Genomic DNA, 26,551 nt, shown 5'->3' with positions numbered 1-26,551 from the left:
ATTTAGCGAAATACGAGATCCCTATAATTTGAGGAGTGAAACAATAATGGCGAAAAGCAGATTGATTGTTGTCGGCGGAGGTCTTGCAGGCTTGATGGCAACTATCAAAGCAGCTGAAGATGGCACGCCGGTCGACCTGTTCTCAATTGTTCCGGTTAAACGTTCCCACTCAGTATGTGCGCAAGGTGGCATCAACGGCGCAGTGAATACAAAAGGGGAAGGCGACTCGGTTGATATCCACTTCGATGACTCTGTATATGGAGGAGACTTCCTTGCGAATCAACCCCCTGTACAAGCCATGACGGCCGCAGCACCAGGAATCATTAGTTTGTTAGACCGTATGGGCGTAATGTTCAACCGGACACCTGAAGGACTTTTGGATTTCCGACGTTTCGGAGGTACAATGCACCACCGTACGGCATTTGCAGGAGCGACAACAGGACAACAGCTTCTATATGCACTTGACGAGCAAGTTAGACGTTTTGAAGTCGATGGGCTTGTTCAAAAGTATGAACACTGGGAATTCTTAGGTGTTGTACTTGACGAAGAAGGCGTTTGTCGCGGTATCAAAGCACAAAACATGAAAACAATGGAAATTAAAGCGTTTAAAGGCGATGCAGTAATTATGGCAACAGGTGGACCCGGTATCATTTTCGGGAAAACGACAAACTCTGTCATTAATACAGGTTCTGCTGCTTCCATCGTTTATCAACAAGGAGCACAATATGCAAACGGTGAGTTCATTCAAATTCACCCGACAGCGATTCCAGGAGACGACAAACTCCGACTTATGAGTGAATCTGCACGTGGTGAAGGCGGTCGTATCTGGACTTATAAAGACGGAAAACCTTGGTACTTCCTCGAAGAAAAATATCCAGATTACGGTAACCTTGTACCTCGAGATATTGCAACCCGTGAAATTTTCGACGTTTGTGTTAATCAAAAACTTGGTATTAACGGCGAAAACATGGTGTACTTGGACCTTTCCCATAAGGATCCGAAAGAACTCGATATCAAGCTCGGCGGAATTATTGAAATATACGAGAAATTTACAGGCGACGATCCGCGTAAACTTCCGATGAAAATCTTCCCAGCAGTCCACTATTCGATGGGCGGGTTATGGGTCGATTATGATCAGCAAACAAGTATTCCAGGCCTATTTGCAGCAGGAGAAGTTGATTATTCGCAGCATGGTGCAAACCGTCTTGGCGCAAACTCACTCCTTTCAGCAATATACGGTGGAATGGTCGCAGGACCGAATGCTATCAAATATATGAAGCACTTAAAACGATCTGTAGTGGATCTCCCTTCAACAATCTTCGACGAGGCAGAAAAAGAAGAGCAACAGAAGTGGGATGACACACTTAAAATGAACGGTACTGAAAATGCGTATATCCTTCATAAAGAGCTTGGAGAATGGATGACAGATAACGTTACAGTGGTACGCCACAATGACAAGCTTCAAGCTACGGATGATAAGATCGTCGAGCTTCTAGAACGTTATGAAAACATAAACATTATCGATACGCAAAAGTGGTCTAACCAAGGCGCAACATTTACGCGTCAGCTGAAAAACATGCTATACTTAGCTCGAGTCATCACACTTGGAGCGCTGAATCGTAATGAAAGCCGTGGAGCCCATTACAAACCAGAATTCCCAAATCGTGATGATGAGAACTTCCTGAAAACGACGATGGCGAAATTCGATGGACATTCTGCACCAATCTTCCATTACGAAGAAGTCGATGTTTCCTTGATTCCGCCACGTACACGCGATTACTCCGCGAAGAAAGGAGATTGACATAATTGAGCGAGAACAATACAGCCGTACAGGAACGCGAACAGCAAACAGCTAAGAAAACAGTCCGTTTTGAAATTCAACGCCAGGATACAGCTGATTCGCAACCATATATGGAAAGTTTTGAAGTAGAATATAGACCGAATATGAACGTTATTTCAGCGTTAATGGAAATTCGTCGTAATCCGGTCAATGCAGAAGGTAAGAACACTACACCAGTTAACTGGGAAATGAGTTGTCTAGAAGAGGTTTGTGGCGCATGTTCGATGGTTATTAACGGACGTCCACGTCAATCTTGTACAGCACTTGTGGACCAATTTACACAACCCATTAAACTTGAACCTATGAAAACATTCCCTGTCGTTCGCGACTTGATTGTTGATAGAGAATTCATGTTTGATTCTTTGAAAAAAATAAAAGCTTGGATTCCGATTGACGGAACTTATGATTTAGGTGAAGGACCACGTATGCCTGAGCGTAAGCGTCAATGGGCATATGAGCTTTCTAAATGTATGACATGTGGTGTATGCCTTGAAGCATGCCCGAACGTCAACGACAATACAAACTTTATGGGACCTGCACTTCTTTCACAAGTCCGTCTGTTCAATTCGCATCCCACAGGTGCAATGAACAAAGACGAGCGTCTAGCTACACTTATGACTGATGGTGGTATTGGAGAATGCGGTAACTCACAAAACTGTGTAGTTGCATGTCCAAAAGGAATTCCTCTTACAACTTCGATTGCTGCAATGAACCGCGCAACGAATGTTCAAATGTTTAAAAACTTCTTTGGAAGTGACCATATGGTAGACTGATTTCAGTCTAATGCCCCGCTAGGCAAGTGCCTAGCGGGGTTTTTTCTTTTTAATCCGAAGCTTCATTTATGTGGGAAAATTTGATAGAATAGAAGAATGAGTATTCATTCATTTTAAAAGAGAAGGGGTTTTTACAGATGAAAGCTGCTTACATAGCGGAATTAACGGAATGGACTTCTGACTTCAAATTCTCCGTTCCGGTTTCTGTCCGATTTTCAGAAACGGATATGTATGGTCATTTAAATAATACAATCCCATTTGTTTATTTTGAACACGCAAGAATTGAATATCTAAAGGAAATTAAGTTGATGAATAATTGGCTTGATCCAGTGGGCGAGACGTTTCCAGTTGTTGCAGACCTGCAATGTGATTTTGTGAAACAAGTATTTTTTGATGAACAGCTTACAATTTTCGTGAAAGCTGCATCCATTGGTAACAGTTCTATAGATATCCATTACATGGCGAAAAATAGTAAAGGGGATATCGTTTTCACAGGACGAGGTTCGATGGTCCAAATTAGCAGAAAAACAGGCAAAGGTGTTCCATGGACTGCTAAAGAAAAATTGCTATTTGACTATTAATTAATCAAGTAGCCGGCACAGCCCGCTCCTTCTTCACATATTTTAAAGTGAAAGTGGATAGGAGGGCGCGTCTTGATAGAAAACTCTAAAAACCGTTCTTTGCTCACTGCTAGAGAACGGGAAATATTCAATCTGCTCGTTGATGATCAAACGACAAAAGATATCGCAGGGCGGCTCGGAATCAGCGAAAAGACTGTTCGGAACCATATTTCGAACACGATTCAAAAGCTCGGTGTTTCCGGTAGAGCGCAGGCGGTAATCGAATTATTGCGTTTGGGTGAATTACAGTTGCGTTAAAAGGGTATTCATGACCAAAGACAATAAGAACCTATTTGTCGAAATGCGTATTTAAATTTTGCGCAATTATGTAATGACGCACCTTAAGAATAGCTGTTTGACCTGCATCATGCAGAATTCAAACAGCTATTCTTTTAGTGTTTTTTACCATCACTTTAAAAGGTATTGCCTTACGCGCGAAAAAGGGAGACAATGAGTAGACAGGAATCGTTCTCAGGGGGCTGGTCTATTTGATGGAAAACACCTCACCAAACAATGAATATACAGAAGAAGTAGCGCATATGGAGAAAGAATTGCGGTATGTTGCTGCGATTATTAAACAGCAAGGACGTAGAATCCTTAGCAACTACACAATTACCCCGCCGCAATTTGTCGCATTGCAGTGGCTTTTTGAACATGGAGATATGACAATCGGAGATCTTTCGAACAAAATGTTCCTTGCTTTTAGCACTACGACAGATTTGGTTGATCGAATGGAAAAGAACTCCCTTGTAAAAAGAGTTCGTGATACAACCGATCGCCGAGTTGTACGAATTCACTTGCTAAGCGAAGGTGAGAGGGTAATTGAAGAAGTGATTGATAAGCGACGTCATTATTTGAATTCAGTGCTGACAGATTTCGATGAAAAGGAAGTAAAAGTTTTCTCTGATCTGCTGACTAAACTACACCAAGAGATGAAAAAGGATTGAGGGATTACAGTGGAAGCACCAATCGGAGTAATCGATTCCGGCGTCGGCGGATTGACCGTAGTAAAAGAAATTCTTAAACGGCTACCGAATGAACCAATCGTCTACATAGGAGATGATGCACGTTGTCCATATGGGCCACGTCCAACTCAAGAAGTCCAGGTCTTTACAATGGAGATGGCAACGGCGCTGTCGAAAATGGGCATTAAAATGCTTGTAATAGCCTGTAATACAGCCACAGCAGTTGCTCTCGATGAAATACGGGCAAATTTTCCTTTCCCGGTCATTGGTGTGATTGCTCCTGGTGCGCGAGCTGCGGTTAATGCTTCAGAAACCCAAAAAATCGCCGTACTAGGAACTACGGGCACGATTAAAAGTGGAGCCTATGAAAATGCAATTCATGGACTAGCATCGAATGCAATGGTTTATTCACTTGCTTGCCCTGAGTTTGTACCAATTGTCGAAAGTGGTCAATACAACTCGGAAAATGCAGGTGCGATTGTCGAACAAGCACTTCATGGACTTGCAGATATTGACTTTGATGCAGCGATATTGGGCTGTACACATTATCCATTGTTAGAGCACCATATAAAAAAATCGTTACCGGATAATGTGCAAATTATATCGTCCGCGGTGGAAACGGTTTGTGATGTTGAACGAATTCTACTAGCAAATGATATTGAATATACATCTGAATGCGAAATAGCGCCAGTTTTTTATACAACCGGTGAATCAGATAGTTTCCGTGCTATTGTCACGGATTGGTTATCGATTGCAAACCCAGATGTTAGACATATCGATTTGTGACGAACCCGGAATGTCCTATTTGGGATTTCCGGGTTTTTGCCTATAGCAAATGGGTTATACTAAGATGAAAACGCAAACTTGAAAGATGGAGGCTACACTATATGAGACATGATGGAAGAGCGGCCGATATGATTAGGCCAGTAATAATAGAGACGGATTATTTAATACACCCAGAAGGCTCTGTTCTAATTACAGTCGGAAATACGAAGGTAATTTGTACAGCTTCAATTGAAGAACGGGTTCCACACTTTTTACGAAATAGCGGAAAAGGCTGGGTAACCGCTGAATACTCAATGTTGCCACGTGCCACAGGACAAAGAACGCAACGCGAAGCATCAAAAGGTAAAATCGGTGGACGTACGATGGAAATTCAACGTTTAATCGGACGCGCTCTGCGTGCTATCATTGATCTCGAGGCGCTAGGGGAACGAACGATATGGATAGACTGTGACGTTATCCAGGCGGATGGTGGTACACGTACAGCCTCGATTACAGGTGCATTTGTCGCTACAGCACTGGCGATATCTAAATTGCATATTGAAAAAGGCTTAGCTAAATTTCCGATTACTGATTACCTTGCAGCAACAAGTGTTGGTAAAACGCTTGAAGGTGAACTTATTCTAGATCTAGACTATATTGAAGATTCGTCAGCCGCTGTTGATATGAACGTTGTTATGACCGGGGCGGGTGCGTTTGTTGAGCTTCAGGGGACAGGGGAAGAGTCAACATTCACACGCGAAGAAATGAATGGTCTTGTGGAACTTGCCGAAACGGGAATCAACCAATTAATAGAAATACAAAAAGAAGCACTCGGTTTAGTTGCTCAGCTAATCAAGTCGAAAGATCGAAACGTGTCATGAAGGAAGTCTTGATCGCTACAAATAATAAAGGCAAAGCAAATGACTTTGAAGCGCTTTTCAAGCCGTTAAAGGTACAAGTTCTTACCCTAAATGATATTGAAGGCAGCATTGATGTTGAAGAGACAGGTATTACGTTCGAAGAAAATGCAATTTTAAAAGCGGAAACGGTGGCACGCTTGCTCGGTAAAGTTGTGATAGCTGACGATAGCGGACTTGAAATTGATTTTCTAGACGGGGCACCAGGTGTGTACTCCGCTCGATTTGCAGGGCTAGAGAAAAATGATGACGCTAATATAGATAAAGTACTTAATGAGCTAGAAACGGCTTCTGGGGGCGATCGTAGTGCTAGATTCCGCTGTGTGCTCGCGGTGGCTGGACCGGGTTTGAAAACAGAAACATTTTCGGGTAGCTGCGAAGGATTTATCAACACTAAGCGGCAAGGGTCTAATGGTTTCGGTTACGATCCAATCTTTTTTCTGCCGGCATTAAACCGGACGATGGCAGAGTTGTCAGCTGAAGAAAAGAGTGAAATTTCACATCGTGGAGCAGCGCTGGCTCAGTTAAAATCCAAATTACCTCAATATATGTCTATTTTAGGGGATTCATTATGAAAATTATAGTCATGAGTGATTCGCATGGAGATAAGGAAACGGTGAAAGCCGTTTCTGCACTACCCGCGGATGCACTATTTCATTCCGGAGACAGTGAACTATCATTTAATGATCCGGTTTTACATACAATGCATAAGGTCCGTGGAAATTGTGATCATGATGCTAAGTTTCCTATGTCTTTAATTGTCGAGGTACGAGGTAAAACCGTATTGCTTGTCCATGGTCATGAGCACAACGTAAACCACTCAATGATGAAGCTTTATTATTATGCAAAAGAGTGTGGAGCGGATATAGTTCTGTTTGGTCATTCACACCTTTATGGTGCCGAGCAAAAAGACGGCATTTTGTTCTTGAATCCGGGGAGCACTGTGCAGCCTCGCGGTGGAAAAGTCGCGACGTATGCGGTCGTAGAGTGGAATGAAACAATGCAAATATCCTTTAAAAATATGGTGCATGAAACAGTCGATTTCATAGAGTTTAAAAGTATTTAAAAATATTTAAAATTAATGTTGACTTTTGTTTGAAACTTATCTATACTAAAGCTTGTCCTTAAGAAACAAGCAAACACTTAAACGCACGTCTCAGTAGCTCAGCTGGATAGAGCAACGGCCTTCTAAGCCGTCGGTCGGGGGTTCGAATCCCTCCTGGGACATTAAAAAAGCGCCTGTAAAGCGCGTCGTATCAACCTTCTAGCGAAGTTAAAGAAGCGGTCTATGAGCGGTCACACTGCGAATTATGGACGCCTGCCTTCTAACTCTACGTTAGGAGGTTTTTTTGTTGTCTAAAAAGCGGAAAGGGTTGACGGTTGACGCGGATTTATCCGAAATGTTTGACGTGGAGGGTATCGAGACCGCATCAACGATAAATCGTAAATCCGCGTTATCAATTGAAAAGGCGCTAGAAATCGTTATTCGCCAAATGCGCGCCAGTGGGTTGCGCGAACGTACTATCCACGATTATGAAACGTATGTAATGGACTATACCGTTAAGACGGACGTTGAGTATCTGCTCGCTATTGACGCAGATTCTATCTACGATTGGCTAGCATCCATGAACGTTAAACCGGCCACGAAGCGAATCCGATTAAAATGTTTTTGTGCGTTCCTAGGCAAGTGCTTTAATAATGGATGGTTGGCGGATATGTTTTGGAAGAATATACAAATACGCGTGGACGAAGAAGTAAAAGAAGGTGCTACGGAAGAAGATGTTTTTAATATTTTACGGTTGCTCGACTTATCACGTTTTATCGATTTGAGGGACGCTTCGGCTATTCTGTTAATCTATCAGACTGGAATAAGGCTTGCCACTTTGTCTGCGCTTGAAGAACGCCATATAGACTTAGAGAATCGTTTGCTGCGGATTGAAGGTGCGTTATTAAAGAATCGCAAAGTCATTCTACTTCCATTTGACGGACGGTTACAGAAAATACTCGAGGTACTATTCGAGCAGAATCGGATCATCCGAGAAGAGAAGGGCGTAGTTAATGATTACGTATTTATCACACAGCAGGGCGAGGGTATTATTAATCCCAATGCGCCGAAGTCCAACGCAATAGCGAAGCGTCTGAATTATTATAAGCGGACGTATGGCATTCGGAACATAAATCCTCACGGGCTACGTCGGGGCTTTGCAAAGGATATATACAAGCGTAGCAAGGGCGACTTAGCACTCGTCAGCAAGGCATTAGGTCATTCAGACTTCGCGGTGACTGCGCGGTATTTGCATTTGGGCGCTGAGGAAGTCGCGGACAGGCTGCGGGATTTACGAATATAAATAAAAAGAAGCCCTCCGACAATTAAGCGGAAGGCGCGTTCTTTGCCCGTTACAGCGGGACTTTAAGAAAATAAGATTAACGTTAGTATACTGCAAAAAAATGCGGATTGCAAACGTTTATTTAAGTACGCGCTTTTTAAGGGCTTCCGTAAAGGGGAGCGCTAAAAATGAATCTACTAAACACGGTCGAAACTTATAGAACGTTACAGCCGTTTTCTGCGGTCGAAGAACTTAACGCTAATACGAAAGCCGTCCGCGAATTATATGCCGACAAGCTAACACGTTCAACATATCGAGTACTTGACGAATTGCACCGCTGGGCTTGCCGGTTCCCGGGCGTAATGTATCGTAGCAAGAAAAAGATAGCGGATGACCTCGGCATTTCACAACGGACAGTAATCCGCGCTTGCAACGCCCTCGAAGAACTCGGAATCATCGTGCAGCATGAAACTAAACGACACGACGGGGATCGCAGACGCTCGACAAATGCGATTGTATTCGTAGCACAAAAAGCCGCTATAAAGCCAGATGTCAATACTCAATGTCATGACATATATACTCCCTTAAATACTCTAAAACCTAAACAATTATTGCATAATACGTTTCAATCCGAGCCGTCACTATATAACCGATTCAAGTCAATGCTATCAAATACAACGGGCGATTCTTTGATTGCCAGTCGTTTATTTGGTATCTATCGAGCGCAATCAATAAAGCTTATGAGATTCGATCATCTTGCGGGGCAAAGCGAGCTATTCGAAGATTTAGCGATACAGGCGTTACATATTACGACGCAAGCAACTAAGCAGAAGAAGCTACGGAATTTAACAGGATATTACGATGGAGTTTTGCGGAAATTAATCGACAAAGCGTTATTTAACGATGCATTTAAGGATTATGACGTTGAGCCGGACTTCAAACTATGCACGCATTAAATATTCGGAGGGATGACGTATGGCAAAAACGCCGGAAGAAATAGCAGCAAAGAAAGCCGAGCGATTGGCACGAAAGAATGAGCAACGTCGGGCAATATACCGGGCGAATCTCGAGAAACGGGCCGTCCGTGAGAAGGAGCAGGCTATCGAGGACTTGAAAGCGATGAATAACGAACGCACCCGCACGCCTCAACCGACGAAAGCTAAAGCGAAGCCTGCAACGGGATCGAGCGCGGTCAATCGTAAGTGGAAGAATAAACGACACGAACGATACAACGCGAAAGTTTGGCCGGGTTGGCGAGCCTCGGACGGTGAAAAATCGCCCGTGATAACGTATAAATCCGGCGAAAATATGCCCCCTAAATGATTTATAAAGGGTATTCATGCCATCCCATCGAATTAATAATTTGAGGTGGTGTTCGTATGCATATTGGAAATAAAATAAGGAAGCTGCGAAAAGAAAATAAGGACACGCTGAAAAGTTTAGCTGAAAAAATCGACTATGATTTGAGCAATCTATCTAAAATCGAACGTGGTTATTATGGAATTACTCCCGAGTTACTGAATGAAATTTTAAAAATTTATAACGTGGACCCGAGTGATTTCCTTGGCCGTTCATCAGTGGGCGATACTCCTCAACTCAATAAATCATACAAATTCATAGTTGATGGAGTGGAAACAACTGAAAGAGAGATTGCTGAAGCGGTCAGATTGATACGTTATTTCCGTTTATAAAAAACCCTTCACTGCCGCTTTACCAAATTTAGTTGGTTTCTCATCCACAATAACTTTCGGAACATTTACGACGGGAGTTGTGGACACCCCTGAACGATCTTTATCAATCAGCCACTTGACGTACTTGCTGAAGTATTTATTTTGAGTGAGCGCATATTCGTGAAGTTTCCGCTCATAAATGTCTTCCAGATTGAAACTAACCGGCTGTATTTTCCTCATCCATACGTCAACCTTGCGATTTCATAAAAACCTACTGCATTGGCATACGTCGGTAGATGCACCTGGACGCCGTCATGAGTGTTTAATTGCGGGATTATCGCTGTAATATTTGTATAATGCTCGGCAAGCAAAGGGAGAATATCACTAGTGACTCCCCCGCACACATAGACCTTATCTGATTGTCTCCATTTAAGTTGCGTCGTCGAACGGATAACGCCACGAGTTATGTTATCTATATTTTCACGTCCGCCCATGGTTTCAACCCCGTAATTAAACGTAGACGAAGCTGTATTTATATGTTTAGCGTCATTTAAAGTCGCACAATTTACCGTTCCGCTTCCGATGTCTATGATACGGATCTGGCCGTCCTTAGGGGATGACCAAAACGCCCCCGAACCTTCTGCTGCAATTCCGACCTCATCTATAGTATAGCGGTACTCATTTCTATTAATTGTTATGACGTGATTACCTTTTAACATATCGACTAGCTTCTTCTTTTCCTTTGGCTTATGCGACACAATCGGCTGCCCTGCAACGATATTAAATTTAGTGAATCCCGGGCAATACTTTTGTGTGTATCGGTAGATAGCGAGCAATACACGTATCAGGGTGTCTTCGTGCGCCTTGGTTTCTCCGTACATCCCACCGCCGAATTGATCCTCATATGATGCTAGAGTTCCCGCGAAACCTTTCCGGCCATTAAATACAAACTCCATATCATCCTCACCAAAATCTTCCTCAATGTTTCGTTCGAACCAATCACAAATTGCGGTGCGATATGAATTCACCCCATACGGTCCAGCCACCTTCGCCCGATAGTTTCCTGCGTCGATACCTAAATTCAATACGCTCACTTAAACCCCTCCAATTTGGTATTACATTTGAAATACATTTACGTTTTGGTAGACGTTTTAGTATTTCACTTGTAATACATCCTACGTTTTAAAATTGGTTAATATGCAACCAATTCTTTGCATAAGATAAATAAAGTCCGCTACAAGCTACATTTCAGCTACAAATCATAAGGAAAAGGGGAGAATGGTTGCTTTGGAAAGAAAAAAGGAAAACTCGTTCAGATAAAAGGGTGCAAGTCGCTCCAACCATACCAATCAGGACGAAGAAAAGGATTGAGGTTTTTGCAGAAGTAATCAATCAGCCTATAATGTTCGTCGGCAAGGTTTTGTTCATGGAGGGTATTCACCAGTACGCCGTTATTAGTATGGTTGCCCCATATTTGCAGAACGGAATCCTAAGAATCGAAAATAAGTATTTAATAGGTGACAACGAAAATCCTATGCTCCGATTAACGAACGGCAAGTCTAAGCGGATCAGTATACGATTCACTCAAGCAGAATATAGGGATGTAGACCTTCTGGCGTCTTTGCTAGAGGTTTCGGTGTCCAACGCCGTTGCATCTATCTTGAACGCAGCAATCGACGATATAGACACTATAAAATGCATCATAAAAAACCATAGCAACCGAACGGCTTCCGAGATATCCGCGAATAAGGAATTGAAGAAACTTATGAGGGTTGTGAATCGGGATTACACCTATAAAGACAAACCAATTAAAGAAACAGAAAAAACCACTGCAAAAGTTTCCGGTAAAAGCCGACACCTCGACAGTAGGAATCCGGATTTAGCAGTTGATCGCGAAACTTACAAATGGAAATTCGAATAATAAATGCGTCAGATATTTGGTGGGCGGTCGAGAATACCTTGGAACGGTGACGGTGAGCAGGCAGTTTATATAGCAGTAGGGGCGATCATTTCGCGATGATTGCTTTTTTTATTCGCAAATTTACCGATTAACTCCGCGTTTTGATTTCCAGAGCGATGTTAGTAGTAAGGACGTTGTCGCAACTTCGTAAAATCAGGATCCTTCGAATATAGAAGGCGTTGGTCAATTGTGGCGAATTTGTGACAGTTTGAAAATATATAGTGTCTTTTTTGCGGTTTTGTATCAGTAATCATGAGGGAGTAAAAAAGCGGGCACGATTCCGACTGTCTCGATTTTACCGAAAAAGAGAAACTGCGTACCTATCACGTTTAGAGTTTTCAAATATTACAGTTATGTTACAAATTGCGTAAAACACTCTTATTTGAGATTTTAGTTAGCCCCTATAGGTGGGGAAAGGGTTCATTTTCGAATAGCGCCGATAATGGACGTTGTTATTTCTCCCGTCGGGTATCTGGAAGCTTAAGAAGTCTAACCGATATTTCTCGCCGTTAGGTATCCGTAGTTTTAGAAGAAGCGTTTCTGAATAGACGTTTCTTGCGTTCAGCATGCTTAAAGGTCGAGTGAGAAGGAAGTTTTACGCAGATGGTCATTAAATTGGCCGGAATGTATCTAACAGTATTAGAGGGTTAAAACGGATGGAGCACCGAACTTTACGCCGATTAGCCCGCTATATAGACGCCGAAGGGCATCCACTAACATATTTAACCGCTAAACGTATCAGTTATAGTGGAAAGCCTTTTTATTTACTTTCTAAGTTATACGAAATCACATGAAATGGGGATGGTCGAAATGTTAACCGCTATTAATCTACGTACAGTCCGCGAGTTTATCGGCTTACATCAGTCGCAGCTCGCCGAAATGCTAGGCGTTGGACAATCTTATATCGCAATGCTCGAAGGTGGTCAGCGTCCATTCACCGACGCGCTACGGGCCAGGACGATGCAGGCGTTAAAGTTGTCGCCCGACAAAGTAACCGCGATAGTATCGGCGCAAAAGGCATATGAAGATGCGCGGCAATCGTTGGGAGAGTTACAAACAAACGAAAGGGAGCGGATTATATGAAGGAGAACACGGAGAAAAGGCGCTGCATCCGATCCATGCGAATAGCGAGCGCATTAATGGCAGCAGGATTTCCGGTAGTTGATACGGAGCCTAGTCGCCAGAAGCCGGGACTACTCGTTTGGATATTCGATAACAGCCCGGCGTTCGATGCGGAGATGAAGCGGTTGATCGGTAATTGAGCCGGAGCCTAACAACGGTTTATATCGAAAATGCACACCGTCTATATATCTTATAGTAAAACTGTGCACTTTTAAAGAAAGCGTATATAAACGAAGAAAGAAAGCCCCGTTGAAACTTGTTTCGACGGCATCACTAGACCTTGCTACTAAAGATAAGAGCGACAAGGACAAACATGCCTCAAGTTAGAAGAGCACTAACTTTCGGGGGAATCTTATACAAACGCTTATATCGCATATTAAGTGCTTAGCGTCTAGTAATAACGACATAGCGCCTATCACGTTACTACTATATATTCTGCGCTGAACTTTCCAAGGGAAACGTAAGAAATAACGGTATTAGACTCCGGCACAATCGGAGAAATCGAAAGGGGATAACAAACGATGAACAAACTACAAAATACGGCGAAACAACCAATCGGAGCAAGCGGTCAACTCGATTTACAGACGGATATGAAGACGGGCGAATATTGCTCGGCATGGATGCGCGAATTAAGAGCCGTGGGTGCGCCACAACCGAAGATACACGATGTAGAATTCGCCCAACACACGTTTTATATGTGGGAACAAACGGCGGTTCTCGATAAGCCGGTTATCGTCGCAGCACCTCCCGGATTCGGCAAGACTACAGCGATGCGCGTTTACTTGCGGAAAAAGGTACGGGAGCAGCCGGACACGTTCGGGGCCATTGTAGTAACGGAAAGGCTCGATTCCTTGCGAGAACTCGCCGACTATATTAATTACGAGGCGGAAACGGGATCGGCCGACCTATTGCGCATGAAAAGCTATGCCTACTATATTCGCGGCTACGATGAAAAGGAAATAACGCGGGGAGCATACGAGGCACAATTCACAACGCAGATGAATTACAACATCGTAATTATGACGACGGCACAATTCGAGCAGCAGGCGTTGAAAAAGAATATCGGCATGTTCTCGGAGTTTATCAGCGCGGGCGACACTAAGAAGCCTCGCCGACTTCTATTAGTAGACGAAAAGCCTGCAATCGCCGTGCCTTACGTTCTAACGTCGGCAAGCCTTAACGCACTAGTAGACGATATTAGGAATGCCAGCACGCGAAGCAATCGCAAGTTAAAAGGCTATTACCGAAAGGCGTTGACCCATGTAAATAGCTTGCGCGAACAAATTGAAAGCCCTGATATTCTCGAAACTAAGCGGATTCACGCGGTCGATAGTCTGTATTTATTGCCTCGCGAGTTAATTAGCCAGTTTTGCGCCGTCAATCCGATTAGTAAACTCGTAGACTTGCGCGCGTTCGAGCAGATTGTCAGGCGTGGCGGGCTTGTATCGGTTACAGCCGGGCGTGTGACGGTGCAGTCGAGTCTAAAGCTACAGAACGAATGGACGCAGTTTAACACGTTCGTATTAGATGGTACGGGACGGATTGACCCGGAATATTTAGGCGAAGATTTTTATCTCATGGAGCCGGCGGTTTCCCATTCATACAAGAACACGGTATTTCACGTCTGCACGGATTATAACTTATCGAAATTTAGTATCAACGGCGATAAAGAAGCTATCGGCAAGATTGTAGCGGAATGCAAGCAAATCGTCGGCAAGCACAGCGGACAAGTCATGGTAGTTTCGTACAAACAATATATAGGCGAAATCAACCGTCTATTATCGGAAGAAGCCGAGAGCGGCAAAGTAATTACGAAGCATTTTGACGGCGGACGCGGTGCAAATAACTTCATAGGCGCAGATACGGCTATTTATATCGGCAACATGCACAAAGGCAGCCTGCACTATCCGGCGACGGCACAGGTGACGATAGGCGACCGTATGGGCGTTGATTTATCGCCAGACTTCGATGTCAATTCTACCGGGCTAATCTTCCGTGATCCTTACGTCGAGAATTACAAGAAGCTAGACATGGCGGTCGTTATGGTTCAAGAAACTAATCGCCTGCGCGCCAACCAAAAAGAGCAGCCCGTCAATTTATACGTATTTAATCGCGATGTAGAAATGATTAAGCACATTACGGACAGTTATCCGGGATGTACCGTTAAACCTTATGTAACTAGCGGAAAATTAACAGGAAAAAAAATCGCAGAGGATGAAATCGCGGAATACTTCTCGGAAATGGCAAGCGGGGCGAGCGTGAAGCAGTCGGAGATTTATAAAACGCTTGAAATACATCGAAATACATTTACAAATGCGTTAGCAACGGAAAGAGTACAGCGGGCGATGAGTCAGAACGGAATTACTAAAGTAAAAACAAGTTTCATTAAGGAATAAAACAACCAAAAACCAAGGGGGAAACTACTAATGACGACAAAAACAGCCGAAACAATCAAAGGAATCAACTACGAAGCTATGCCGAGAATGAAAGCTTATCACCCGGTAAGATACGGCGGCGACTTTACACAGCGCAAAATAGAAGGCCTCGAAGCATATGCAAACGTAAGGGACGTAGACTTGAAGCGGGCACGTAGAGACACGCAGGAAGGTGCAGCGCGCGATATGATATCGGCAATCGAGAGAGCAGAGCAAGAATTAATCCGTGCAAATCCCCCGGTATATTGTCGCGGTTACGTTGAGCGGTCGGATTACTCGATAATTTCGTTATACAGCGATTATAAAGGGCGTATCGAGCGCGGCGGGGCAACGTGGTCCAGCTATACAGCCGAGCGTAGGAACTGGAAGCGATGCGAGCATAAGTTTTGCTTAAATATGTATCCGATAGATAAAAATAACTTTCGGAATTGGGCGGCCAAACGGAAAGACTCCCGATTCTGCGACGATCAATGCAAAAACGGCGCACATAACGCAGAACGCAGCTTTGAACGTACTGGATCGTATATGCCGGAATGGTATTGGTTGCCGAGATTATCGGAATCAGTGGGCGATAATATTCGAAAGCATGAATTCACAGCGGAATCAGATAAAATCGAAGCGGCAATAAATAAGAAGATTCCGACGCGCCGGGCGATTATAAAAGACGATACGGAAGAAATGGTCAGGACGAAAAGCGGCGAGGTTACCGTCTATAAAAATATAGCGGAAGCGGAAAAGGCTTTCGTACCTAGAGTTAAAAGAAAGTTGTATTAATTGTTAAAATATTCACGAAAATGAGTAAATAGCCGTTTCACCTTTCCCATATATATTAACAGGGTGTGGGGATACCCGATATTTTTTATAGCTATTACACATAAAAAGGAGGCTAACTAATGAATGCCGAGACTTTTAAGTCAATTAGAATAATGCAACGAATGACACAAGAACAATTTGGTGAGTTTCTAGGTATTGGACAATCGACTGTCGCACACATCGAATCGGGACGTTACACAATCAGTGACCGAGTACGCGGACGACTTGCTCAAACCGTTGATTTAAAAGAGGTTCATTCTTTTTTGTTGCAATTGGATAAAATTGAAAGAATTGACCCATCTAACCATAACGCGTCAATATAAATAAGTCAAGGGGGTGAGCGGAAGATGACTGATATAGAACGAATTCACGCGCAAATCGCATACTTACAGGCGTTGGTGACGGTGAATAACGGAACGACCGTCAAAGTTTTCGCAGAAATACAGCGAACAATAACCGAAATTGAACGCCTACTAAAATAAAATAATGGGGGAATGAACGAATGAATGAGCGAATGACAGAACAATTATTTCTATGCAGAGTGTGTAAAGAGGACAAGACTAGCGAACAAATGTGCGCAAATAAAGGTTTAAAGAACGGAATTACGCGCGAGTGTAAGGCGTGCAGGTCGGAAATGAGGTATTCAAGCGGTAGTTACCTTAAGGAACAGCTACGAAAATACGGATATAGGAAGGAAGGCGGCCCGATGCATATAAGAGATGAAGAAATGAAGTCGATTAAGCGGAAGACAACGTGCGGCTATTGCGGAATTGATTTGACGTTTAAGAATAACGAAATAACGGAGCAGACGGTCGATCATGTATATCCGCTTAATGATACTTTTTCCGGCTACGGCGGCGAGAATATCGCTGAAAACCTCGCGGTATGCTGCCGATCATGTAACGCGGCAAAGGGAAGCGAACACATTTACGAATTCTACCAACGCAGCGAGCGTTTCACCGATGAATTATGGTCGGAATTCGTTCAGGAATATATCGGACGCATGATTGGCCGACCGCTATCAGCCGAAGAAGTTCTAGAAATGACCCAGAATTTCGCCGATGAAGCCGCAGAACTTCGAAAGTGGGTGGAGGCCAATTGACGAATAACGAGATTTGGCAAAGCGGGACCGGTTTTATTGCTGCATACACGGAGGATAAAGACCTCATGCGCCGTATAAAGCGATATAAAACAAAGAATGACTGGACGATTACAGGCGAATATTTCGACACGAAGACGCGGGGCAAGTTGCTCGGCGTCCATTACCGCATCCCAATCGAGCAAAGACGGCAGGCGATGCGAATGTTTGCAGTGACCGAAATTAAAGAATAGCAGTCGTTTTAAGCGTGTTTGTTGTCAGGACGAGCGTTTATGCCTGATTGGGAATACACGTGATAGAATCACCGTTTTAGCAACGGAAATCAGTCATATGCACATAGTTTTTAATGCTAACAGGAAAACAATTGTCAACGCTTATGAGGGGGGAAATTAATGACGGAACAATTAAACCGACGGGTTGGAAAGTTAAAATCGAATTTTCTAAAGGGGGTAGTTCCAATGAAGGTTAAAGAACTAATTGAACAATTAATAAAATGTGATCAAAACAAAGAAGTTTCACTTGAATATGATTTAGGATATGGAAAAGCCAGTTGTGATTTAGTCATTGAATTTGAAGACAAGGTGATTATTACGGAAGAAATATAAAAAGGGAAATACCTCCTATTTGTCGAATGTATAATTATCAATAATAATAGGAGGCTAAATTATATGAACAAAGAAATAGTTGATAAAAAATTAGCTAATTTTACTAATGCAGTAAAAGATTCTTTAAATCAAGAGAATTGGTATTCAGCTTTGACCCTTGCGCTAACCCTACCCGATATTTGTGGTAAATTAGAACATCCTAACCAAAGTTCTTCGAAAAGGTATATCAACTGGTTCAATCAATATTTACAAAAGAAGTATACGGTAGAAATCCAAGGTGAGATTACTATTTTTTTAAGTGGCAGAGACGCTTATGCGCTCAGGTGCTCCTATCTTCACGGAGGAGAAGGAGATATCTCTTCACAGAGAATACAAGAAATTTTAGAGGAATTTGTATTTCTTGCTCGAGGCTCCCATTGTAATAAAATCCATAATATATTGCAGTTAAATGTTGAAACATTTTGTCTAGATATTTGTAGTGCAGTTGATGAATGGATAATCGATAATGGTGAAAGTAATAAAATTCAGGAAGCAACAAGTAAAATGTTAGAAATTAATTTGAATGGCGTAACTCTTTTTGATGGGCTAGTAAGGATAGAGTGATACCAAATTGGAACGAACAGCGTAGTAATCGAAATTAAATAAATCGCGAATCAGAGCGCCCTCACAGGCGTTCTTTTTTACGTATTTAAAACGAAAAGGAGCGGATGATCTTGCATAAACAATCAGAACGATTCAAGCCGAAAAAACGAGTAAAACAGTACAACCGAAACGGTTTTCTAATAACCGGCGATAGACCACCGAAGCCGATTCCACTAGAAAGGAGTGAATCGAATGACTAAACAACGAAATCAGCCTCGCAAGCCGCAGCCGAGCACGGGGATAAAGCTATTTGAGCGACTACCACCGGAGATTATTCGGCGATTAAGGGAAGCAGCAGCTCGAGCTAAGACTGCCGGAATCGTCAAGGCCCGTGCGGAATATACGCAGCTAAAGCGTGAAATGAGGGATTGATATGAGTACACCGCTAATCATTACTAACCGCGAAAGTTTGGGTGCTGCAATATTCTTTGTAGCGGTTGTTTATGACGAAAACGGCGATCGCATAGACGAATTAATCGTGGAGTTTACGGATTATGACGATGCAATTCAGCTGATTCAGAGTCAGTTATTTTTATCGTTTAATCATAGGTTCGAAGTTTGGACTTCCGACCGCGAAATGTACGTTTCATGCCAGCGTGTGCCGGGCATTGCCGTTCAGATAAAGCATAGGACGGATACAAGCGATACCAGGCGTATAATAGAACGCGATAAAGAGATATTGACAGAATTATTCGAAGTGAAGCCTTTACCGTCGTTATCAAAATGGCGCGCAAAGGCTTTTTATTATCTTGCAAAACTAACATTAAAAATTGGGGGAATTAGACAATGACAAAAACATTCGAAATCTACGAGCGGTATTTAGAGCAACAGGCAGCACGCGCGGAGAAATTAGCGATATATCAGCAAGCGGTCGAAACAGCGCAACATGAGGCAGTAACGGCGAAACAGCAATACGAATATTTCTTTGCTGAGGCAATTAAGGGTGGTAAAGACGATTCGGCGCGGCTTATAAAGTTAGACGAGCAGGTTGACGCAGCACAAAAGGCACTTGAAAAGGCACAACGCGATCAGAAATTAGCTAGGGCCTCGATGCCCGACGTTGAAATAAGTTCGGTAGACGTTGCCCGCGAATTCCGTGATGTTTTTGTGCCGGCGGTTCAGAAGGAAATCATTCCGGGAATCGAGGCGAAATTACTACTCGCCAGAAATCTTATCCTATCGGCAATCGAAGACGGGCGAGCAGCGAATTTAGCATACAGCGATATTACCGTAGACATTAAAGAAGTCGTCAAGAGTAATCATCAACAAGGCAAAACTCAATATATCGAAATGGTCAGTCATCCAACGGCCGACGCGGTGATATTCGGTGTACAGGGTGGGATTACACCGGCAACGCGAAAGGTACTTGAAGACGTATCCAAATTTACGTTTGGCTCAGTGCCGACCGATTATGAATACGTAGCTAAGGCGCCAACAACTACAACCAAGGGAGCGAAGTAAATATGAAAAAAGTCATGTACGAACGTTCTGTTTTAAAGGGGAAAATCGAATCGGGGAACGTATCAACGGAAGATTTACAAACCGCTGCAACAATTGCAAAAGCAACATCGGCAATAGAGGATCGCGTGGCATATGCGAAGGTACAGCGGTTATTAAGCGGCAAAGACGAAGAAGAACTTACAGAAAAGGAGTCGGTATAAATGACAATCGAAATCGTAAGCGCGCACATTGCAAAGGTAAATGAATTAATCCACGGAGCACCGGCAAGCCAAGCGACACAGGTACACACGAATGAGCCGGTCGAACCGAAGCAAGATATTTCGTCAATGTCGAAAGCCGTGGCCATCTTCGACGATACAAACGAGCAAGTCCGGGCTATCCGCAACAATCCCGCGCTAACAGCCATCGGCCAGGCAGACGAAGAAAGGCGCGTGAAGAAAGAATCGGCAATTAAACTAGCGCGCATGGTCGATGCTTACGGTTCAATGCGTGACGTAGAACTCGCTGAAGCCGAGAAGGTCGCCCAGGCAATCGTTAGTGCACCGAATGTTGCCCCGGATCCATTCGCCGTTGCCGAGTTCGACCGTAAATTTAACCAACTCAAAACGGAATTCGGCGTATTTGGCAGTAAGTCGGCTGCAAACGAAATCAAAACGTTAATGGAAACGACGTCCGATCCGTTCTATGCAGCGAAAATCGTTGAGGCATTCGACGAACTCGGCCCCGCGTTAAAACAACATTTCGGGCTACTCGAATTACAGACGGCATATGATACGGCCAAGAAGACGGCTGAAACGGACAGTAGGGCGCGGGCAAGGCGTTCACTCGAAGAAATCGCATCACTACGCAAGCAATCGCCGGTAAATAGCATGATCGGAATGGGCATCGAATCCGCGCTCGGCGTGGAATATCGGAATATCGTAGACAATGCAGCGGGCTTTCTAAGCGCGAATGGATAGACGAAAAAAGGCGATCGCTTATCGGATTAACTTCCGCGAGTGATCGCCTTTTTTTATGCGTTGATGTAGCGAAATGTCCCACGTCATGCCGAACGTTAAAAACAGCGCCGAACTCGCATCGTCCGAAGTAGCCGACCGCCTACCGATGCCCAACGCATACCTTCTGGGGGTACTATATGAAGGAAGACAAACGGAATGTTTGCGATAGGTTGGGCGCTACTGGGCGTTTAGGGGACGATTCCGATGCGAGTATATGCCGATTGTGGAGTGGATTCGGTACGGCAAATCACGGCATAATCGCGGGACTAGACGGTACATTATGGTACGTTTGGGCGCGGAATATTCGGGAACAGGCTTCCGGGGCGTCGAGGTCAAAACGCTTTCAAACGGGTGTTCCCATTACGTCCTATATAACCGCTAGTTAATCCGGGGGTAATCCGTCGCATTATATAGAAGGAACTCGTAAACCGTGCGGGGGTATATTTGTATGATAGGGCGTTAGGTGGCGTTATAAACCGGGAAAGGCTCACGGATGGGGACGACCTATCTGACATCGGGGGGTTCGATTTCCGATTACTTCCGTTTAATTACATATCGCCGGGCTGAATCCGAAAATTATTTCGATAAACCTGCGTATAATACTTGCGTATAATTAGTATTATACGTATACTTATGTTAATAGCACAACGAATCCATGCTGTTTAGATACGACGATTATACGATTAATGGCATGAAATAGTTGCGTATAATTAATTATCGGGGGTTTAGCGGATGAATACAGCGGCTATCATCGAGCAATACATAACGGAAGCACTCGCAGGCAAGGCGAATAACACGGCGAAAGCATATCGGCATTCACTAATTAAGTTCGCGGAATATCTCGACGGCAGCGGCACGGATTTAGCGGGATATGGTCGCGTTGACGTTCAGCAGTATATCGCCTACTTGCAAGGAAAGCAACGGAGCGCAAGTGGTGTCAATCGTGAGATAGCGGCAGTTAAGTCGTATAGCATCTATGCAGGAAAGTCGGATACTATCGAGGGGCTACGTATGACTAAGGCGCCCCGACATACGCAGGAAGCGCCGGAATGGCTAGAGCGGTCGAAGGTAAACGAGTTACTACGTACAGCCGACCGTAAGACGAATAAGCGGGACTATGCCCTCATTATAACGCTATTAGGTTGCGGGCTACGGGTGTCGGAGTTAGCGGCATTAGACCGTGGGGACGTGGATATAAGCGAGAGAAAGGGGGTGCTATACGTCCGTAGTGGTAAGGGCGATGTGGCTCGTACGATCAGCATACCGGCCGAGACAAGGCAAGCCATAACACGGTATTTAGCGCAACGGTCGGACGACTTGCAGGCGTTGTTTACTTCGCAGCTTAACAAAAGAATCAGCGTTCGTTCGATTCAAGCAATGCTGAATGAATACGAAGTTAATCCGCATCAGCTTAGACATACGTTTATCAAGCGGTTGGTTGATAACAATACGCCAGTTGCAACGATTCAATCGCTAACAGGTCATGCCAGCGTTGAGATGATCGCATGGTATTCACAGCCGAGTGCAGACGATAAGCAAGCCGCAGTTGATTCAATCTTTTATTAATACGAATGAATTAAACGAAGTAAATTAAAACGCTGACGTTCACCCGTTGGCGTTATTTGCGTTGAGAAAGTCGATCCCCCCAAGCCCGGATACGTATATGCCCCGATCTGCTGCCGAATATGTCTAACTGTCCAAAAAACATCGGGGTGTTGCTTTATACCTATACGTCTAATCGGATATAAATTTCGCTACAATTTTTAAACTCGAGGGGGTATTCGGATAAGTCGTTCCCGGCCGTAAAATATTCGCTATATTGAAATATCACTTTGACGTTACCTTTCGTCAATTCTACGTCGCCTATCTCTACTACTATATTGTACGATAAATAACCGGCAGATAATATCCGTCAAACATACCCAAAATCACTCGCTGCAAAAAGGGTATTTTCCACATATACAAGTGCGATTACATATGCGATAGACTTGGATTTAGAAGGCGGTGATCACATGAACATAAACAATTATTATAGTACATCGGATATATCAAAACTAAGCGATTCCAGTACGGCAACTATAAAAATTATAGCGAGAAAGTTTAGTCAATCTATCGTTAGTTTTGGCGCAAAGAAAGATAGTGCATGGCGTTTCAACTTGCGGGAAATGTCGAGTATTAAATACGTCATAGATAACGGGAGAAGCGGGCAGGACAAAGCGATAGAATTAGCGTTATGGCTATTTTACGGAATAGATTGCAAACGCGAAGTCTAACGGATATAATCGTATGTATCGAGAAGTTAAGAAGGCGGTCGCCACTACGTAACCTATGACCGCTCACACTTCGCATTATGGACGGAATATATACGACAGTCTTATCGGTCGGGGGTTCGAATCCCTCCTGGGACATATTTCAGTGAAAATTGAATACGATTAGAAATGAAAAAACGACCACAAACGTTGATATAACAGCGTTTGTGGTCGTTTTTTGTTTTTTGAGTATACGTCTGAAAACGTTTGGAAACGAATGAACACAACACAAATGCAACACATTTAATATGTAATTACGCATGCATAGCAGTCATTATTCTAACTGATTTCTCCTCTTCCTCTATTCGCATTTCTTTTAATACATGTGAATAATATTTCAACGTAGTCTCTATATCTTTATGGCCTGCTCTTTCAGATATAAACTGAATGGATACACCTTTGTATAATAGAACCGATATATGTGTATGTCGCAATCCGTGAATTGAAATTGGTTGTATCTCTAATTTCTTTAAAGTATTACGAAGCAGTTTGTTGGTTGCTTCATTTGTCAAAGTTCCTTTACTTGATTGGGTGTTAAAGAATACAGTTTCGTATATATTGGTTGGTAATTTGGAAAACAATTCTTTAAATATATCCATCGTTACTATATCGATAGCAACATTTCTTTTCGATTGGGGATTTTTGAGGGAAGCGAATCCAGTCCCTTCTTTATAGTCCCAAGCTTGTCTCACTTTTATGATGTTCTTTTTAAAGTCGAAATCGCTTCTTTTTAGTCCACATAGTTCTCCGAATCTCAACCCCGAAACTACCGCAAGTAATAATAGATAATATCCCAAACTTTTTTCTAGCCGATCCTTCAACTTAGCTATCAATGCTACACTCTCTTCATAATTAAGATGACGTTCCTCAGGTGTCTTAGAAACGATTTTAGTGTTGAATTCCACACCCCGGGTAAAATCTACCCGTATCCTACCATCGTCTACAGCATCCCTTACACAGGCCCGTATATGTGTATTTAATTTCCTAATAGTTTCATATGCGCGTGTTTCTCCGTAATCATTTAAAAAGCGTTGATATTGTCGTTTTGTCATAGCTTGGAGAGTTGTCCTGCCAAGTAATTCTTTTATGATTTGGAACGTGTTCAGATAGCGTTCATATGTCACTTTTTCTTTTGTTGACTTCATATCCTTTACCCACTCGAAGAAATAATCCGCAAAAATGTCTTTTGATAAAATAGGGGATATACCTTGCGCCATTTCACCTTCGATTATATCGGCGTTTATTTTTGCCTCTCCTCTCGTGCGAAAGCCTCCTTTTCGAATAGGATCATATTTGCCGTCAGTGTATCGGCTGATAGTGTACTGCCATGTCTTTCCCCTCTGAAGGAACTTTGCCATTTAAATTTACCTCATTTCTAGTTTTAATAAGTAAGTGATAGATTATCCTTTTTATTTTGATGCCATTTATCTAACCGTTCAGCAGCGAAAGTTAATTCGACATTAAAAGCCTTTGCAATGAACCAGGCAGCTTCACAGAGAAGTTGTGGTAGTTCTAATTCGTTCAACAAAAATGTTGGTATGCAAAAATGATAGGCAAATTGTTTAGCCTGCCATTCTTGGTAGATACGAAACGGCTCAAACATGGATTGTTGATGTCCTTCGTGCATTAAGATGTGTCCTAGTTCATGAGCGAAATCCTGGAAGATCTTTTGTCGGCTTTGATTTTCATTTAAAAAAATACGGTATATACCCCCTAAATTATTCGCCTCACTTGGTTCATCAAAATAATAAATTCTAATGTTGTTCTTAGTGGAAATGAGATTGATAAACTCTTTATGACAAACTTGAGATGGGTGAGAAATATTAAGCGATGCATAGATCGAATAAATCTGTTCCTCTAGTAAAGTTAGACTCGAAACTTTCAATATTCATCGACACCTTTTCTATAAGTAGGGAATGTATGTTCGATTGTTATTTACAATAATACCCTATCCTTATTAAAAAGATAGGGTTACTACTTACTATTTCAAAATGCGTTTCATTTGTCCTCATTTTTAATAATATCCCACATTTTACGAAGCTTTTGTAGGTCTTCTTCCTTGGAATTAGGTAATTCAGAGTACCACCGTCTAAGTTCGGGGTCATTTATAACATTACGGAATTCCTCATCATCTTTCGCGGAAGAAAGTTGAGCTGTATTCCCCAAAAGATAATCAGTTGTGACGTTATAAAGATTGGCAATTTCCTTGATCATGTTGTTATCGGGTTGCCGAGTTCCATATTCCCAGTTTGCATAGGTAGACAAGGTATTGATACCAAGCTTTTTTGCCACGGCGGTTTTAGACCAGTCTCTCTCTTCTCTTAATCGTTGTAACTTTTTATGAAGATCATTATTCATGATTAGTCACCTTTTAATAATTATTTGCTTTATTATAACACGGTTACACGATATTTATAAAATAATACTCAAAAAGAGTAACTTTTCTATCGACTTACACACTAAGAGTATATTATATTAATAGACAACGTTACACATAACGTGTAGTTCTGATTTGAAGATGAGTTCAATGGATAAGAAAGTATTTATAAGAAACGTGCCTAAACATTGGAGGAAGCAAGTAGGTTCAACAATTTATTATTTCTTAAAATCCCATTTTTAAGGAGTTTATCTCAAATGTAGATGAATAGGTATGAAAATAATTCTACTCTTATCGAATGTTAAACCGCAAATGTATATATGAGTGAGTTAATGAACAATTTTTTTTGCTCACTAGTTACACGTTACGAGTAACTAGTGAAAGTTTTACTTTGATTCTTCATTTGGAAGTATTCATAACCATTAAATCATTTGTCTTTATGTATTCGTTTTGACTTTGAACATGTAATCAACAGAAATACAAGAGGAGTGATTAGATATGGAGCAACAACTTTCAGTCAATCTTACAATCCCGATTCCACAGGATTCTGTATTGATTAGGAAAGTCGAACTTGAAGAACTAAGGAGTCGGGAGCTACAAGGGATGTATTGGAACATGAAAGATTTAGAAAATCGAACTGGCAAGAAGCATGAATGGTTAAAAGAAAATATTCTCTTCCGGCAACAATTTCGAAAAGAACTGGATAGCCAAAATGGTGGCTTTGTCTTTTATCCGCAAGGTAAAGGGCAAACGTGGTCATTCCAGGCTTCAAAGATGGCTGTTTTTCTCGACAAAAACTTTCATCGGGTCTTTGGGTAGTTGTTTCAATTAAGTGGAAATGCAGTGGGAAAAA

The 26,551-nt window shown here is 42.7% G+C and carries 37 protein-coding genes and 1 tRNA gene; 33 read left to right on the top strand and 5 right to left on the bottom strand.

The genetic code is table 11. The features are described from left to right. Positions 1–46: 46 nt before the first annotated feature. From sdhA to AC1TO6_RS00715, 14 genes are all read left to right on the top strand, one after another. A complete protein-coding gene (sdhA, locus tag AC1TO6_RS00780; RefSeq protein ID WP_482099699.1) occupies positions 47–1,801 on the top strand; it encodes a succinate dehydrogenase flavoprotein subunit in 1,755 nt (584 codons plus the stop codon). Between the two features lie 5 nt (positions 1,802–1,806). Further along, a complete protein-coding gene (sdhB, locus tag AC1TO6_RS00775) occupies positions 1,807–2,613 on the top strand; it encodes a succinate dehydrogenase iron-sulfur subunit (RefSeq protein ID WP_482099698.1) in 807 nt (268 codons plus the stop codon). Between the two features lie 137 nt (positions 2,614–2,750). Then, on the top strand, positions 2,751–3,194 hold the full coding sequence (locus tag AC1TO6_RS00770; protein ID WP_482099697.1) for an acyl-CoA thioesterase: 444 nt from the start codon (positions 2,751–2,753) through the stop codon (positions 3,192–3,194). Positions 3,195–3,269: 75 nt separating this feature from the next. After that, complete coding sequence (locus tag AC1TO6_RS00765; protein ID WP_482100101.1) at positions 3,270–3,491, top strand: helix-turn-helix domain-containing protein; 222 nt, start codon at positions 3,270–3,272, stop codon at positions 3,489–3,491. A 233-nt stretch (positions 3,492–3,724) separates the two neighbouring features. Continuing rightward, on the top strand, positions 3,725–4,180 hold the full coding sequence (locus AC1TO6_RS00760) for a MarR family winged helix-turn-helix transcriptional regulator (RefSeq protein ID WP_482100100.1): 456 nt from the start codon (positions 3,725–3,727) through the stop codon (positions 4,178–4,180). Between the two features lie 9 nt (positions 4,181–4,189). Beyond that, a complete protein-coding gene (racE, locus tag AC1TO6_RS00755; RefSeq protein ID WP_482099696.1) occupies positions 4,190–4,984 on the top strand; it encodes a glutamate racemase in 795 nt (264 codons plus the stop codon). A 101-nt stretch (positions 4,985–5,085) separates the two neighbouring features. Next, entirely contained in the window at positions 5,086–5,844 is a 759-nt protein-coding gene (gene rph / locus AC1TO6_RS00750; RefSeq protein WP_482099695.1) for a ribonuclease PH, read from the top strand. Further along, positions 5,841–6,455, top strand: a complete 615-nt coding sequence (locus AC1TO6_RS00745) for an XTP/dITP diphosphatase (RefSeq protein WP_482099694.1) — start codon at positions 5,841–5,843, stop codon at positions 6,453–6,455. The genes rph and AC1TO6_RS00745 overlap by 4 nt, the downstream gene beginning before the upstream one ends. Next, positions 6,452–6,946 (top strand): metallophosphoesterase, encoded by a 495-nt coding sequence (locus AC1TO6_RS00740; RefSeq protein ID WP_482099693.1) that lies wholly within the window; start codon positions 6,452–6,454, stop codon positions 6,944–6,946. Before AC1TO6_RS00745 ends, AC1TO6_RS00740 begins: the two co-directional genes overlap by 4 nt. Before the next feature lie 87 nt (positions 6,947–7,033). Continuing rightward, positions 7,034–7,107 (top strand) — tRNA-Arg (locus AC1TO6_RS00735). Between the two features lie 125 nt (positions 7,108–7,232). Beyond that, on the top strand, positions 7,233–8,228 hold the full coding sequence (locus tag AC1TO6_RS00730; RefSeq protein ID WP_482099692.1) for a tyrosine-type recombinase/integrase: 996 nt from the start codon (positions 7,233–7,235) through the stop codon (positions 8,226–8,228). Positions 8,229–8,395: 167 nt separating this feature from the next. After that, positions 8,396–9,163, top strand: coding sequence for a hypothetical protein (locus AC1TO6_RS00725; RefSeq protein ID WP_482099691.1), 768 nt, complete (start codon positions 8,396–8,398; stop codon positions 9,161–9,163). A 19-nt stretch (positions 9,164–9,182) separates the two neighbouring features. Continuing rightward, positions 9,183–9,530, top strand: coding sequence for a hypothetical protein (locus tag AC1TO6_RS00720; protein ID WP_482099690.1), 348 nt, complete (start codon positions 9,183–9,185; stop codon positions 9,528–9,530). Positions 9,531–9,586: 56 nt separating this feature from the next. Further along, a complete protein-coding gene (locus AC1TO6_RS00715; protein WP_482099689.1) occupies positions 9,587–9,898 on the top strand; it encodes a helix-turn-helix domain-containing protein in 312 nt (103 codons plus the stop codon). Here the strand turns inward: AC1TO6_RS00715 and AC1TO6_RS00710 are convergent. Both AC1TO6_RS00710 and AC1TO6_RS00705 read right to left on the bottom strand, forming a co-directional pair. After that, the gene (locus AC1TO6_RS00710) at positions 9,893–10,117 is read right to left on the bottom strand and encodes a hypothetical protein (protein WP_482099688.1); all 225 of its coding nucleotides are present in this window, start codon (positions 10,115–10,117) and stop codon (positions 9,893–9,895) included. The genes AC1TO6_RS00715 and AC1TO6_RS00710 overlap by 6 nt on opposite strands. After that, complete coding sequence (locus AC1TO6_RS00705; RefSeq protein ID WP_482099687.1) at positions 10,114–10,971, bottom strand: ParM/StbA family protein; 858 nt, start codon at positions 10,969–10,971, stop codon at positions 10,114–10,116. The genes AC1TO6_RS00710 and AC1TO6_RS00705 overlap by 4 nt, the downstream gene beginning before the upstream one ends. 188 nt (positions 10,972–11,159) lie before the next feature. On the opposite strand from AC1TO6_RS00705, the gene AC1TO6_RS00700 reads away from it, so the two are divergent. The 18 genes from AC1TO6_RS00700 (at position 11,160) to AC1TO6_RS00615 (ending at position 23,285) form a co-directional block, all read left to right on the top strand. Next, positions 11,160–11,798 carry a hypothetical protein gene (locus tag AC1TO6_RS00700; RefSeq protein WP_482099686.1) on the top strand — a complete coding sequence of 213 codons (639 nt, stop codon included), beginning with the start codon at positions 11,160–11,162 and terminating at the stop codon, positions 11,796–11,798. Positions 11,799–12,584: 786 nt separating this feature from the next. After that, a complete protein-coding gene (locus tag AC1TO6_RS00695) occupies positions 12,585–12,920 on the top strand; it encodes a helix-turn-helix domain-containing protein (protein ID WP_482099685.1) in 336 nt (111 codons plus the stop codon). A gap of 560 nt (positions 12,921–13,480) precedes the next feature. Beyond that, positions 13,481–15,355 (top strand): DEAD/DEAH box helicase family protein, encoded by a 1,875-nt coding sequence (locus tag AC1TO6_RS00690; RefSeq protein WP_482099684.1) that lies wholly within the window; start codon positions 13,481–13,483, stop codon positions 15,353–15,355. A 30-nt stretch (positions 15,356–15,385) separates the two neighbouring features. After that, positions 15,386–16,168 carry a hypothetical protein gene (locus tag AC1TO6_RS00685; RefSeq protein ID WP_482099683.1) on the top strand — a complete coding sequence of 261 codons (783 nt, stop codon included), beginning with the start codon at positions 15,386–15,388 and terminating at the stop codon, positions 16,166–16,168. Positions 16,169–16,287: 119 nt separating this feature from the next. Continuing rightward, the gene (locus tag AC1TO6_RS00680) at positions 16,288–16,530 is read left to right on the top strand and encodes a helix-turn-helix domain-containing protein (protein WP_482099682.1); all 243 of its coding nucleotides are present in this window, start codon (positions 16,288–16,290) and stop codon (positions 16,528–16,530) included. A 24-nt stretch (positions 16,531–16,554) separates the two neighbouring features. Beyond that, entirely contained in the window at positions 16,555–16,689 is a 135-nt protein-coding gene (locus AC1TO6_RS00675) for a hypothetical protein (RefSeq protein WP_482099681.1), read from the top strand. A 224-nt stretch (positions 16,690–16,913) separates the two neighbouring features. After that, entirely contained in the window at positions 16,914–17,309 is a 396-nt protein-coding gene (locus AC1TO6_RS00670) for an HNH endonuclease (RefSeq protein ID WP_482099680.1), read from the top strand. Next, positions 17,306–17,539, top strand: coding sequence for a hypothetical protein (locus AC1TO6_RS00665; RefSeq protein WP_482099679.1), 234 nt, complete (start codon positions 17,306–17,308; stop codon positions 17,537–17,539). Before AC1TO6_RS00670 ends, AC1TO6_RS00665 begins: the two co-directional genes overlap by 4 nt. Before the next feature lie 159 nt (positions 17,540–17,698). Further along, positions 17,699–17,911, top strand: a complete 213-nt coding sequence (locus AC1TO6_RS00660) for a hypothetical protein (RefSeq protein WP_482099678.1) — start codon at positions 17,699–17,701, stop codon at positions 17,909–17,911. Positions 17,912–17,974: 63 nt separating this feature from the next. Continuing rightward, positions 17,975–18,514 carry a hypothetical protein gene (locus AC1TO6_RS00655; protein WP_482099677.1) on the top strand — a complete coding sequence of 180 codons (540 nt, stop codon included), beginning with the start codon at positions 17,975–17,977 and terminating at the stop codon, positions 18,512–18,514. A 110-nt stretch (positions 18,515–18,624) separates the two neighbouring features. Next, positions 18,625–18,753, top strand: a complete 129-nt coding sequence (locus tag AC1TO6_RS00650; protein ID WP_482099676.1) for a hypothetical protein — start codon at positions 18,625–18,627, stop codon at positions 18,751–18,753. Between the two features lie 173 nt (positions 18,754–18,926). Then, a complete protein-coding gene (locus AC1TO6_RS00645; RefSeq protein WP_482099675.1) occupies positions 18,927–19,343 on the top strand; it encodes a hypothetical protein in 417 nt (138 codons plus the stop codon). Beyond that, on the top strand, positions 19,340–20,014 hold the full coding sequence (locus AC1TO6_RS00640) for a hypothetical protein (protein ID WP_482099674.1): 675 nt from the start codon (positions 19,340–19,342) through the stop codon (positions 20,012–20,014). The genes AC1TO6_RS00645 and AC1TO6_RS00640 overlap by 4 nt, the downstream gene beginning before the upstream one ends. 2 nt (positions 20,015–20,016) lie before the next feature. Beyond that, positions 20,017–20,214 (top strand): hypothetical protein, encoded by a 198-nt coding sequence (locus AC1TO6_RS00635; protein WP_482099673.1) that lies wholly within the window; start codon positions 20,017–20,019, stop codon positions 20,212–20,214. Further along, complete coding sequence (locus AC1TO6_RS00630) at positions 20,215–20,973, top strand: hypothetical protein (protein WP_482099672.1); 759 nt, start codon at positions 20,215–20,217, stop codon at positions 20,971–20,973. Positions 20,974–21,149: 176 nt separating this feature from the next. After that, positions 21,150–21,398, top strand: a complete 249-nt coding sequence (locus AC1TO6_RS00625; RefSeq protein WP_482099671.1) for a hypothetical protein — start codon at positions 21,150–21,152, stop codon at positions 21,396–21,398. A gap of 346 nt (positions 21,399–21,744) precedes the next feature. Next, entirely contained in the window at positions 21,745–22,578 is an 834-nt protein-coding gene (locus AC1TO6_RS00620) for a tyrosine-type recombinase/integrase (RefSeq protein ID WP_482099670.1), read from the top strand. 446 nt (positions 22,579–23,024) lie between these two features. Beyond that, positions 23,025–23,285, top strand: coding sequence for a hypothetical protein (locus tag AC1TO6_RS00615; RefSeq protein ID WP_482099669.1), 261 nt, complete (start codon positions 23,025–23,027; stop codon positions 23,283–23,285). 290 nt (positions 23,286–23,575) lie between these two features. Here the strand turns inward: AC1TO6_RS00615 and AC1TO6_RS00610 are convergent, their stop codons facing one another. The 3 genes from AC1TO6_RS00610 to AC1TO6_RS00600 all read right to left on the bottom strand — a co-directional run bounded on the left by AC1TO6_RS00610 (position 23,576) and on the right by AC1TO6_RS00600 (position 25,679). After that, positions 23,576–24,679: a tyrosine-type recombinase/integrase gene (locus tag AC1TO6_RS00610; protein ID WP_482099668.1), complete on the bottom strand. Its 1,104-nt coding sequence runs from the start codon at positions 24,677–24,679 to the stop codon at positions 23,576–23,578. A 23-nt stretch (positions 24,680–24,702) separates the two neighbouring features. Beyond that, entirely contained in the window at positions 24,703–25,206 is a 504-nt protein-coding gene (locus AC1TO6_RS00605) for an ImmA/IrrE family metallo-endopeptidase (protein ID WP_482099667.1), read from the bottom strand. 113 nt (positions 25,207–25,319) lie between these two features. Then, positions 25,320–25,679 (bottom strand): helix-turn-helix domain-containing protein, encoded by a 360-nt coding sequence (locus tag AC1TO6_RS00600; RefSeq protein ID WP_482099666.1) that lies wholly within the window; start codon positions 25,677–25,679, stop codon positions 25,320–25,322. A 517-nt stretch (positions 25,680–26,196) separates the two neighbouring features. Between AC1TO6_RS00600 and AC1TO6_RS00595 the strand changes: the two genes are divergently transcribed. Continuing rightward, a complete protein-coding gene (locus AC1TO6_RS00595; RefSeq protein WP_482099665.1) occupies positions 26,197–26,517 on the top strand; it encodes a DUF771 domain-containing protein in 321 nt (106 codons plus the stop codon). Positions 26,518–26,551: the final 34 nt, after the last annotated feature.

The sequence above is a fragment of the Sporosarcina sp. Y352 genome (assembly GCF_056786535.1).
Note: the sequence above shows the minus strand (reverse complement) of the source record. Positions and strands in the feature narration are given on the sequence as shown.